The sequence below is a fragment of the Micromonospora sp. A200 genome, assembly GCF_029893845.1.
GTDB lineage: Bacteria > Actinomycetota > Actinomycetes > Mycobacteriales > Micromonosporaceae > Micromonospora > Micromonospora purpureochromogenes.
The window spans coordinates 60,227-71,796 of the sequence record NZ_JARXXY010000032.1; the positions used below are offsets into that span (position 1 = coordinate 60,227).

Genomic DNA, 11,570 nt, shown 5'->3' on the forward strand with positions numbered 1-11,570 from the left:
GGCCGGACGTCCGGCCTCACCGACTGGCAACTGATGGACGTGCTCAGCATGTGGGCCTGTGTCCAGGACCACGAGACCCAGGGGCACTGGAAGCAGGTCTCCGGCTGGCGCAAGGTCTGCGACCTCGCGATGACCCACCTGCGGCGGCTGCACGAGTACCGGCGCGGCCTGGCCGAGGCATGGCCCCCGGAGACCAACGCGGCCGCGCGGGCGTACCTGGCCGAACTCGACCAGCTCATCGACCGCGTCCAGCACACCCATGACGCCGCCGCCGCCAACCACGACGCGCTCGCCGCCGCCACCCGCGCCATCGACAGCGCTCGGCCCGAGTTGAAGAGGCTCTACGAGCAGTACTCGACCAAGCTCCAGCAGAAGCGGTCGTACGAGGCGACGCTGGCGGATCCGAAGGCAGCGGCGGGCAGCCGGGTGGTCGATCCGCCGGTGACGGACGTGGAGTTGGAGCAGCTGAACACCAAGGCCCGGGGGATCATGTACGGGCTGAGCAGCGAACTCCAGCAGGCCCAGGTGATGCTCCGCCAGCCTCCTCCGCGGCCAAAGCCCTCGCCAGGAGTGGACCAGAACAACCCCGACGTGTACGCCTCTAATCTTTCTGCACCCGTCATTCCGCCAGTTGTGCCGGTGCCCATCCCACCCTCGCCTGCTGTTTCCAGAGCCACCCGAGCCGAGAATTCAGTACGAGCAGTGCCATCGCCGACAGCACCCAATTCAGGCCCGATTCTTGGCGGGGCCGGAACCGGGCTTGCCCCAACGCCAGCGAGCCCAGCAGCGCCTGGCATGACGCCTTCAACGCCCCAGGGGGTGACCCCGAACGTGGGACCCCCTCCCTCCTTGCCGCCGCTTCCAGGAACGCCGGGTCGTAACGGATTGTCCAACCCGTTGCGAGGGCAGCCGGGTCCAGCAGCCCGCAGCGGGATTGGTGGCGGCAACAGCAGCCCGCCCCGGCCAATGCCACCGGGCGGCATGATCGGCGGCACACCTGGAATGGCTTTGGGCCAGCCTGGCGGGACCACTCCGCCTCGCCGTATCAATCCGCTTGGGGGCGTGATCGGAGGAGGTGGGGCAGGAACGGCGCCGTCAGGCGCAGCAGGCTCACGGCCCGGAGGCGCACGGGCGAGTTATGCAGGGGGCGCCCTTGGGATTTCGCCAATGGGAGGCGCTCCGGGCATGGCTAGCGGTCCTGGGACAGGTACGTCAATGGGACGACCGAGCCGCCGAGAAGCAGTAGAAGGTGAATCGCGCCGCTGGGATCCCGATAATCCGTGGGAGACGGACGAGGGGGTAAATCCGATAGTCCGCCCGCCAAAGGACGGGCCAATCGACCCTGGACCCGCCATCGGATTTGGTCGTTAATGGGTTCATCTGCACAGATCTTGCTCACAATATTCGCCCTCTCCTCGACATTGTTAACCGCTGCGCCACTCCATGCGAAAGAGCCGGAGGGGGCTGACCGCGTCCGCGGTGACCAGTGGCACCTGCGCTACTTAGAAGTGCCGAAGGTTCAAAGAATTAGTCAGGGCGAGGGCGTGGTGGTGGCAGTGCCCGACACCGGCGTCGCTCCCCACGCGGACCTAATCGGCAACGTTTTGCCTGGCACCGACACCTTTCTAGGCAGATACGGGGACGGCCGCCAAGATCAGGACAGCCATGGCACGGGCATGGCAGGATTGATCGCCGCTCACGGCAATGGTGACCGCGGCGCGCTCGGAATCGCACCCAAGGCGAAGATTCTGCCGGTGCGCGTCAAGCGAATTAACGAACAAGGTAACAGCGATGATTTGGCGGCCGGGATCGAGTATTCGGTCGCCCACGGGGCGGAAGTAATTAGCATTTCCTCGGTCAGTGGACCAGACTTAAGATTACAGCAGGCCGTCGAGACCGCACTCAGAGCGAACATCATCGTGGTTGCCGGAGCGGGGAATCGACCAAGGGAACGTCAGGTAGGCTTCCCCGCCGCCTATCCCGGTGTCATCGCAGTAGGCGGAACAGATAGAAGCGGCAACCACGCCACCGTGTCTGTAGACGGGCCTGAAATCGATGTCGTTGCTCCTGCGGTCGACATTTACAGCACCAGCATCGACGGCAAGTACCGCAAGGGCACCGGGACGTCGGACGCCACCGCGATCGTCGCCGGGGCTGCTGCTTTGATCCGATCCAAGTACCCCTACCTGCCAGCGCAAGAAGTGGCACACCGCCTGACTGCCACCGCCGTCGACAAGGGACCGCCTGGCCGGGATGACAAATACGGGTATGGAGTCATCAACCTGGTAGCTGCCCTGACGGCAGACGTACCGCCACTCGGGTTCGAGTCGACTGCGCCGAGCGCGCCCTCCGGCCTCAGCCCGACCACCGCAGCGGCCAGCCCCAGCAGTGACAGCGGAGACGGGGCGACCGCCCGTGGACTCGCCACCTTGGGCGCAATCGTGGCAGCGAGCGGCGGTTACCTGCTCTGGCGGCGCCGTCGACGTGCCGACGACCCGCCACCGAGGATCAGCCGGTAGCGTCGGAATCGTGCCGAACTCCCTGCCACTGCGCCTCGTGCTCGCCAGCCAGAGTCCTGCCCGTCGCAAGCTCCTCCAGGCCGCCGGGATCGAACCCGACGTACTGGTGAGCGGCGTCGACGAGTCCCAAGTGGTCGCCGACCGGGCGGAGGATCTCTGCCTGGAGCTCGCCCGCCTCAAGGCGCTCGCGGTGCTCGACCGGCTGCGCGCCACCCCGGACGAGCGGACGCTGGTGCTCGGCTGCGACTCGGTGCTGGCCTTCGACGGGGAGATCCTGGGCAAGCCGGCGGACGCCGCCGACGCCACGGACCGCTGGCGACGGATGCGCGGGCGCAGCGGGGTGCTGCACACCGGGCACTGCCTGATCGACGTGACGCACGAGGCGCGAGCGGAGGCGGTCGCGTCGACGGTCGTGCACTTCGCCGACATCAGCGACGAGGAGATCGCCGCGTACGTGGCGACGGGCGAGCCGCTGGCGGTGGCCGGGGCGTTCACCATCGACGGGTTGGGCGGTGCGTTCCTGACCGGCATCGAGGGTGACCCGGGCACGGTGGTAGGGCTGTCGCTGCCGCTGCTGCGTCGACTCCTCGGCGAGTTGGAGCTGAGCATCACGGACCTGTGGACGAAGGTCGCGCCGGGGGGCCAGGAGGTCGAGCATCTCGGCTAGCGTCCGTTCATGACCACCAAGCCGTTGCCGCTGACTCCGGAACTGCACGCCTACCTCGTCGCCCACGGCTCGCCGCCGGACGAGATCATCCGCGACCTGGCCCAGGAGACGCTGGCTGCCCTCCCCGATGAGGCGATGAGGCAGGTGGCGCCGGAGCAGGCCGCGTTCCTGACCTTCCTCACCCGGCTGCTCGGCGTGCGGCGGGCGGTGGAGGTGGGCACCTTCACCGGGCTGTCCTCGCTGGCGATCGCCCGGGGGCTGCCCGAGGACGGCCGGCTGACCTGCTTCGACATCTCCGAGGAGTACACCGGCATCGCCCGGCGGTACTGGGAGCGCGCGGGCGTCGCCGACCGGATCGAGCTGCGCATCGGCCCGGCCGGGGAGACGCTGCGGGAGCTGCCCCAGGAGCGGCACCTGGACTTCGCCTTCATCGACGCGGACAAGACGGGTTACCCGGTCTACTGGGACGAGCTGGTGCCCCGGATGCGCCCGGGTGCGGTCATCGCGGTGGACAACACGCTGCGCGGGGGCCGGGTGCTCGCCCCGCAGAACGCCGACGACCGGGCGATCGCCGCGTTCAACGACGAGGTGCTGGCCGACGTGCGCGTCGAGGCGGTCATGCTCCCCATCGCCGACGGCGTGACCCTCGCCCGGGTCCACTGACGCACCTTGCGGCGTGTCGCGGTGTCGAGCCGCCCGGACACCGCAACACGCCGCAAACCGCGCCCCCGACCCACCGCGCCGGGCCGGGCCGGAGGGCGGGCGGGGTTGGCTGCCGGCGGAGGGTCAGGCGCCGACGAGGGCCGGGGCGCGGTCGTCGTCCATCGACGCGGCGCGCAGGGCGCGGCCGAGTCGCACGGTCAGCAGCAGGGCGGCGGCGATGAAGCCGGGCAGCAGCAGGAAGGCCAGGTGCGGTCCGACCCCGTCGGCCACCGCGCCGAGCGCCACCGGCGCGATCCCGAAACCCACCCCCATCGAGTACGCGGACCAGCCGGCCGCCTTGTCGGCGGCCGGCCCGGCGACGGCCAGCGCGATCGAGATCGCGAGGGGGTAGTGCAGCGCGTTGCCGAGTCCCAGCACCACCAGGCCGGTGACGGCGAGCCAGCCGACGGGCGCCAGCCAGAACAGGGCGAACCCGGCCAGCGACACGGTCAGCGCGCCGAGCAGCAGCGGGGCGGGCGGCCAGCGCAGGGCGATCCGGCCGCCGGCCAGCCGGCCGAGGAACATGCCGCAGACGATCGCGGCGACGGCGGCCGACGCGGCGGCGGCGGTCATCCCGGCGTGCGAGCGGAGCACGTCGGCGGTCCAGAGCGACAGGCAGACCTCGATCGAGCCGGTGACCGACATCAGCACCCAGGCGATCCAGTACGCCCGGGGCAGCCGGTCGTTCGCGCCGGCACCGCTGCGGCTCTCGCCGTCACGGCCGCTGGGGGGTGCGAAAACGTCGTCGGCCTGCACAGCCACCGAGGCGGTCGCCCCGGCGGGGTCGGCGGCAGCCGCGGCAGCGGGGGCGGCCTGCGGCGGGCGTACCCGGGAGCGGCGGGCGGCGAGCGCGACCAGCGCGATCAGCCCGACCTCGACGGCCATCACCGGCCGCCAGCCGAAGCCGGCGTCGACGCTGACGCCGATGACCAGCGGGGCGAGGATGCCCATGCCGGCGCAGACGGCGTTGGCCTCGGTGAGCGCGGCGGGCGCGGCGGGGCCGTGCCGGGCGGTGAGGACGACGGCGACGCCGCTGACCACGATCATGCCGGCGGTGGCCACGGCGGCGACCGCGGCGAGGGTGGCGGGCAGCGGGCGGAGCAGGCCGAACGCGGTGACGCCGGCGGCGACCCCGGCCAGCCCGGCCCAGATCGCCCCGGCCCGGCCGATCCGCCGGGCCAGCGGGGCGAAGAGCGCCCCGCCGAGCAGCGCGCCGACGGCGATGGCGGTGCTGTGCAGGCCGGCGACGGCGGCGCTGGTGCCCTGCTCGTCGCGGAGCAGCGGTACGACGGGGCCGAACCCGTAGAGGAAGAAGCCCCAGAGCCCCAGCTGGGCGTAGGTCAGCCAGGTGGTCCTGTCACGGGTGAGGCGGGGCACCGGCCTTACGCTACAAGCGGCTGGCCGGTGCCCCGCCTCTGGTGAGAGGCAGCTCTCGTCAGCGGACGCTGCGGGCGAACTGCCGGGCGGCCCAGATGACGCCGGCGACGGCGAGCACCGCGGTGATGGTCAGCCCCTGCCACACCTTGTCGTTGCCCAGGTCCCCGGCGAAGAGCGCCCGGGTACCGTCGACCGCCCAGGAGAACGGGTTCCAGTCGGCGATGCCCTGCAGCCAGCCGGGGGCGAAGGTGAGCGGCAGCAGGATGCCGGAGAGCAGCAGCACCGGCTGGGCGACGGTGTTCATCAGCGGGGCGAGCGCGTCCTCGCTCTTGACCTTGAGCGCGACACCGTACGAGACGGCCGAGGTCATCAGCGCGATCAGGGCGAGCATCAGGTACGCCAGCAGCAGGTCACCGATGAAGACGCGCAGGTCGAACAGGAGCGCGAGCAGGGTGATGATGACCGCCTGCACGAGCAGCGAGACCACGTCGCGCAGGGAGCGGCCGAGCAGCAGGGCCAGCCGGCTGACCGGGGTGACCCGGGAGCGTTCGATCACCCCGGCGCGCAGCTCGGCGATCAGGCCGAAGCCCTGGAACAGGCCGCCGAAGATGGCCAGCAGCACCAGCAGGCCGGGTACGAAGATCTTGTAGGCGGCGGCCTGGGTGGGCGCGTTCAGGGCCGGCTTGAGCAGCGGGGCGAAAAGCAGCAGGTACATCACCGGCTGGAAGATGCCGACGAAGACCCAGACCGGGTTGCGCAGCAGCAGCTGGATCTGGCGCTGGAAGATGAGCCAGGTGTCGCGGGCGAGTTTCATGACGATTCTCCTGTGGTGGATGCTCAGGACTCGCGCAGCGAGCGGCCGGTCTTGGTGAGGAAGACGTCGTCGAGGCTGGGGCGGTGCAGCTCGATCGAGGAGAGCGTGAGCCCGGCGCTGTCGAGCCGGCGGAGGATCTGCGGGATGGCGATGGCGCCCTCGTCGACGTAGAGGCGCAGGCCACCCTCATCGGCGGTCTCCAGCTTCTTGACGAACTCCTCGCCGTCGAGCACCTGCGCGGCCTGCGGCGTGCTGGCCACGTCGAGGCCGACCAGCACCACGTCGCCGGAGATCTCCCGCTTCAGCGCGGCCGGGGTCCCCTCGGCGACCACCTCGCCGTGATCCATGATCGCGATCCGGTCGCAGAGCGCGTCCGCCTCGTCGAGGTAGTGCGTGGTGATGAAGACGGTCATGCCCTCGGTGCGCAGCCGGCGGATCTCGTCCCACATGTGCGCGCGGCTCTGCGGGTCGAGGCCGGTGGTCGGCTCGTCCAGGAAGACGATCTTCGGCTCGTGGATGATGCCGAGGGCGATCTCCACCCGGCGCCGCTGACCGCCGGAGTACGTCTTGCACTTGCGGTCGGCGTACTCGGTGAGCTGGAAGGAGTCGAGGGCGCGGGCGGCCCGGCGGTGCGCCTCGGCCTTGGCGATGCCGTACATGCGGGCGTGCAGCACCAGCTCCTCGCGGGCGGTGGACTCGTCCCAGGTGCTGCCGCCCTGGGCGACGTAGCCGATCCGGCGGCGCACCTCGGCCGGGTCCTTGCGCAGGTCGGCGCCGGCGATGGTGGCCTCACCGCCGTCGGGCTCGATGAGCGTGGCGAGCATCCGCAGGGTGGTGGTCTTGCCGGCGCCGTTGGGGCCGAGGAAGCCGAAGATCTCGCCCTCGGCGACCTGGAGGTTCACCCCCCGTACGGCGTCGACCGTCTTCGTCTCCCGACCGGCGCGGGAGCGGAAGGACTTCCGCAGCCCCCTGGTCTCGATCATGTCTGCTCCTGGTCGTCCGGGCCGGTCGCGCCGGCCGCCTGTCCCCCGGGGCCGCCGGACGGCGCGCTCCCCCGTGGTGCGCGAAGAGGCTAACGCGATATAGCTCTTGTGGTCAACGTTGATTATTCCGCGTTCACCTCGCGGGCGGTGCGCCGTCGGTCCACCCCGACCAGCCCTCCGCCCCGGCGAGTCCAGCAGGCAGGTACGACACCCCGGACTCGATCCGCTCGGCGATCCGGTCGCACCAGGCCACCTCCGCCTCGGCGCGGGCCGCCCAGAGCTCGAACATCCAGGCCACGTGCACCGGCTTGGTGTTGCGCATCCAGTCGGAGTCCAACGAGGCACGCATCGATTCGACACCGGCGCGCAGCAGGTTCGCCCGGTTCCGCAGCGCGGCGGCGGCCTCCTCGCGGGGCATCGCCGGCAGGAAGGAGAAGGCCGCGACGAACGGGTCCGGCGTCTCGTGCAACTGCCACCACAGGCCGCGCAGCAGCGTCTCGAACTCGTCCTCCCCCTTCGGCGTCACCTCGTAGGTGGTGCGGGCCGGGCGGGCGCCGACCTGCTCGGTCGCCACCTCGCGCAGCAGCCCCTCCTCGGTCAGCTTGCGCAGGGCGTGGTAGATCGATCCGGGTTGCACGTTGGCCCACCGGTCGGCGTTCCAGCTGAGCAGCTCGCGGCGCACGTCGTAGCCGTGTACCGGTTGCATCCACCGGACCAGGCCGAGAATCATCATCCGAGTCGCAGACACCGGGCAAGCGTAATAAACAAGTTTGACTAGGGCGCGGCCGGAACAGTGCGCCATCCCACACTGAGCGATCGTTAGGGCCATCAGAGTGACCGATACACTCCCGGTCAACGACCTCCCGGGAGGAGCCCTCAAGGTGCGCAAGGTACTCATCGCCAACCGCGGCGAGATCGCCGTCCGCGTCATCCGCGCCTGCCGCGACGCCGGCCTGGGCAGCGTCGCCGTCTACGCGGACTCCGACCGGGACGCCCTGCACGCCACGCTGGCGGACGAGGCGTACGCCCTCGGCGGCGACACCGCGGCGGAGACGTACCTGCGGATCGACAAGCTGATCGACATCGCGGGCCGGTCCGGCGCCGACGCCGTGCACCCCGGCTACGGCTTCCTCTCCGAGAACGCCGACTTCGCCCAGGCCGTCATCGACGCCGGGCTGACCTGGATCGGCCCCACCCCGCAGGCGATCCGCGACCTCGGCGACAAGGTGACCGCCCGGCACATCGCCCAGCGCGCCGGCGCGCCCCTGGTCCCCGGCACCCCGGACCCGGTCGGCAACGCCGACGAGGTGATGGCCTTCGCCGTCGACCACGGCCTGCCGGTCGCCATCAAGGCGGCCTTCGGCGGCGGCGGGCGCGGCCTCAAGGTGGCCCGCACCATGGAGGAGATCCCGCACCTGTTCGAGTCGGCCACCCGCGAGGCGGTCGCCGCGTTCGGCCGGGGCGAGTGCTTCGTCGAGCGGTACCTGGACAAGCCCCGGCACGTCGAGGCGCAGGTCCTCGCCGACCAGCACGGCAACGTGATCGTGGTCGGCACCCGCGACTGCTCGCTGCAGCGCCGGCACCAGAAGCTGGTCGAGGAGGCCCCGGCGCCGTTCCTCACCGCCGCGCAGCGCACCCAGATCCACGAGAGCGCCAAGGCGATCTGCCGGGAGGCCGGCTACCACGGCGCCGGCACCGTGGAGTACCTGGTCGGCGCGGACGGCACCATCTCCTTCCTGGAGGTCAACACCCGGCTCCAGGTCGAACACCCGGTCACCGAGGAGACCGCCGGCGTCGACCTGGTCCGCGAGCAGTTCCGGATCGCCGACGGCGAGAAGCTGCGGTTCTCCGAGGACCCGACCCCGCGCGGGCACTCCATCGAGTTCCGGATCAACGGCGAGGACCCGGGCCGCAACTTCCTGCCCGCCCCGGGCACCATCACCGCCCTGCGCCTGCCGACCGGGCCGGGCGTGCGGGTGGACACCGGCATCTCGGCCGGCGACGTGATCGGCGGCAACTTCGACTCGCTGCTCGCCAAGGTCATCATCAGCGGCGAGACCCGGGCCGAGGCGATCGAGCGGGCGCGCCGGGCGCTGGACGAGATGGTCGTCGAGGGCATGGCCACCGCGCTGCCGTTCCACCGGCTGGTCGTCCGGGACGAGGCGTTCACGACCGAGCCGTTCACCGTGCACACCCGGTGGATCGAGACCGAGTTCGACAACAGCGTGCCGCCGTTCACCGCCGCCGCCGGCGCCGCCGAGGCGCCAGCCGGTCGGGAGACCGTCGTGGTCGAGGTGGCGGGCAAGCGGCTGGAGGTCAGCCTCCCCGCCGGCCTCGGCGCGGGTACGACCAGCGCCGCGCCCGCCGCCCGCAAGCCGGCCCGCCGGGGCGGCGGCGCCAAGGCCGGCGCGGCGGTCAGCGGCGACGCGCTCGCCTCCCCGATGCAGGGCACCATCGTCAAGATCGCCGTGGCGGACGGGGACACCGTCGCCGAGGGCGACCTGGTGGTGGTGCTGGAGGCGATGAAGATGGAGCAGCCGCTGCACGCCCACAAGGCCGGTACGGTCAGCGGGCTGTCGGCCGAGGTCGGCGCGGTGATCACCGCCGGCGCGGCGATCTGCACCATCGCCTGACCCCGGTCGGCACGCCCCTCCTCCGGTGCGCCGGGGGCGCAACACCACTGTGAGCGATATGCCTGGGAGTCATATTTATGCCTCTCAGGCATATCGCTGACCAGTCATCTGCCCGGTCGCCGCGACACGCCGACGCGACACCCACCATCGGCCCGCTCCTGCCCGCCGGCGGGCGGGCCGTACCCCCGGGTCGCTCTGCCGGCGGCGGGCGGCGGCCCGGCGGGGGTGGTTTGGGCCACCAGCGGCGGCGGATGGGGCCGCGAGCAGGAATGATGGCCGGGTGCGGTTCCTTCATGGCGCGGTCCCCGCGCACGACCTGACCTACAACGACGTCTTCATGGCGCCGGCCCGCTCCGAGGTGGGCTCGCGACTCGACGTCGACCTGGCCACCGGCGACGGCACGGGCACCACCATCCCGCTGGTGGTCTCCAACATGACGGCGGTGTCCGGCCGCCGGATGGCGGAGACCGTCGCCCGGCGCGGCGCGATCGCGGTGATCCCGCAGGACATCCCGATCGAGGTGGTGGCCAACGTCGTCGCCTGGGTCAAGCAGCGGCACCTGGTGCACGACACGCCCATCACGCTCGGCCCGACCGACACCGTCGGCGACGCCATCCACCTGCTGCCGAAGCGGTCGCACGGCGCGGTGATCGTGGTCGACGAGGCGGGCCGCCCGCTCGGCGTGGTCACCGAGGCGGACACCGTCGGCGTGGACCGCTTCGCCCAGCTGCGGCACGTGATGTCGACCGAGCTGCACACCGTGCCGGCGGACGCGGACCCGCGTACCGGCTTCGACCGGCTGTCGGCCGGGCGGCGCCGGCTGGCTCCGGTGGTGGACGCCGACGGCCGGCTGATCGGCGTGCTGACCCGGCAGGGTGCGCTGCGCGCCACCCTCTACCGGCCGGCCGTGGACGACCGGGGCCGGCTGCGCGTCGCCGCCGCCGTCGGCATCAACGGCGACGTGACCGGCAAGGCCGAGGCGCTGCTGGCCGCCGGGGTGGACACCCTGGTGGTGGACACCGCGCACGGCCACCAGGAGCGGATGATCTCCGCGCTGCGGGCGGTACGCAAGCTCGACCCCGCGGTGCCGGTGGCGGCGGGCAACGTGGTCACCGCCGAGGGCGTACGCGACCTGGTGGAGGCGGGGGCCGACATCGTGAAGGTCGGCGTCGGTCCGGGTGCCATGTGCACCACCCGGATGATGACCGGCGTGGGCCGGCCGCAGTTCTCCGCGGTGCTCGACTGCGCGGCGGCGGCCCGGGCGCTGGGCCGGCACGTCTGGGCCGACGGCGGCGTGCGGCACCCCCGGGACGTGGCGCTGGCGCTCGCCGCCGGGGCGTCGAACGTGATGATCGGGTCGTGGTTCGCCGGCACCTACGAGTCCCCCGGCGACCTCTACACCGAGCCGGACGGCCGCCGTTACAAGGAGAGCTTCGGCATGGCCTCGGCGCGGGCGGTCAGCGCGCGTACCGCCGAGGACAGCGCCTTCGACCGGGCCCGCAAGGCGGTCTTCGAGGAGGGCATCTCCTCGGCCCGGATGTACCTGGACCCGACCCGGCCCGGCGTCGAGGACCTGATCGACGAGATCATCGCCGGGGTACGCAGCGCCTTCACCTACGCGGGCGCCCGCAACCTGGACGAGTTCCACGAGCGCGCGCTGGTCGGCGTGCAGAGCGCCGCCGGCTACACCGAGGGCATGCCGCTGCCCACCAGCTGGTGACCACCCCGCCCGACGCGGGCGGTTGACCTCGGCCGCATCGGCCTGGCCCACCCCGCCGGTTTGGGGGGGGGGGGGGGTTGGGGGGGTTGGGGGACGGCCCGCCCCCCCCCCCCACCGGGGGGCAATGGGGGGGGGGGGGGGGGGCGCAGTATATC

General features: G+C 71.8%; 10 protein-coding genes. 5 read left to right on the plus strand and 5 right to left on the minus strand.

Features of this window, described 5'->3' with window-relative positions:
• Positions 1 to 341: 341 nt before the first annotated feature.
• A complete protein-coding gene (locus tag M2302_RS33190) occupies positions 342 to 623 on the minus strand; it encodes a hypothetical protein (RefSeq protein ID WP_348529452.1) in 282 nt (93 codons plus the stop codon).
• Positions 624 to 1,421: 798 nt separating this feature from the next.
• Between M2302_RS33190 and M2302_RS25830 the strand changes: the two genes are divergently transcribed.
• The 3 genes from M2302_RS25830 to M2302_RS25840 are packed head-to-tail and all read left to right on the plus strand — an operon-like array spanning position 1,422 to position 3,849.
• Entirely contained in the window at positions 1,422 to 2,519 is a 1,098-nt protein-coding gene (locus M2302_RS25830; RefSeq protein ID WP_280840446.1) for a S8 family serine peptidase, read from the plus strand.
• Positions 2,520 to 2,529: 10 nt separating this feature from the next.
• A complete protein-coding gene (locus M2302_RS25835) occupies positions 2,530 to 3,186 on the plus strand; it encodes a Maf family protein (protein WP_280840437.1) in 657 nt (218 codons plus the stop codon).
• A gap of 9 nt (positions 3,187 to 3,195) precedes the next feature.
• Complete coding sequence (locus M2302_RS25840) at positions 3,196 to 3,849, plus strand: O-methyltransferase (protein ID WP_280840438.1); 654 nt, start codon at positions 3,196 to 3,198, stop codon at positions 3,847 to 3,849.
• A gap of 123 nt (positions 3,850 to 3,972) precedes the next feature.
• Here the strand turns inward: M2302_RS25840 and M2302_RS25845 are convergent, their stop codons facing one another.
• The 4 genes from M2302_RS25845 to M2302_RS25860 form a co-directional block, all read right to left on the minus strand.
• Positions 3,973 to 5,265, minus strand: a complete 1,293-nt coding sequence (locus tag M2302_RS25845; protein ID WP_280840439.1) for an MFS transporter — start codon at positions 5,263 to 5,265, stop codon at positions 3,973 to 3,975.
• 58 nt (positions 5,266 to 5,323) lie between these two features.
• Positions 5,324 to 6,079, minus strand: coding sequence for an ABC transporter permease (locus tag M2302_RS25850; RefSeq protein ID WP_280840440.1), 756 nt, complete (start codon positions 6,077 to 6,079; stop codon positions 5,324 to 5,326).
• A 23-nt stretch (positions 6,080 to 6,102) separates the two neighbouring features.
• The gene (locus M2302_RS25855) at positions 6,103 to 7,062 is read right to left on the minus strand and encodes an ATP-binding cassette domain-containing protein (protein WP_280840441.1); all 960 of its coding nucleotides are present in this window, start codon (positions 7,060 to 7,062) and stop codon (positions 6,103 to 6,105) included.
• 133 nt (positions 7,063 to 7,195) lie between these two features.
• Positions 7,196 to 7,795, minus strand: a complete 600-nt coding sequence (locus M2302_RS25860; RefSeq protein ID WP_280840447.1) for a PadR family transcriptional regulator — start codon at positions 7,793 to 7,795, stop codon at positions 7,196 to 7,198.
• A 148-nt stretch (positions 7,796 to 7,943) separates the two neighbouring features.
• On the opposite strand from M2302_RS25860, the gene M2302_RS25865 reads away from it, so the two are divergent.
• Together M2302_RS25865 and M2302_RS25870 are read left to right on the plus strand one after the other, a co-directional pair.
• The gene (locus M2302_RS25865) at positions 7,944 to 9,695 is read left to right on the plus strand and encodes a biotin carboxylase N-terminal domain-containing protein (RefSeq protein ID WP_280840442.1); all 1,752 of its coding nucleotides are present in this window, start codon (positions 7,944 to 7,946) and stop codon (positions 9,693 to 9,695) included.
• A 280-nt stretch (positions 9,696 to 9,975) separates the two neighbouring features.
• Positions 9,976 to 11,415 (plus strand): GuaB1 family IMP dehydrogenase-related protein, encoded by a 1,440-nt coding sequence (locus M2302_RS25870; protein WP_280840443.1) that lies wholly within the window; start codon positions 9,976 to 9,978, stop codon positions 11,413 to 11,415.
• Positions 11,416 to 11,570 lie beyond the last annotated feature (155 nt).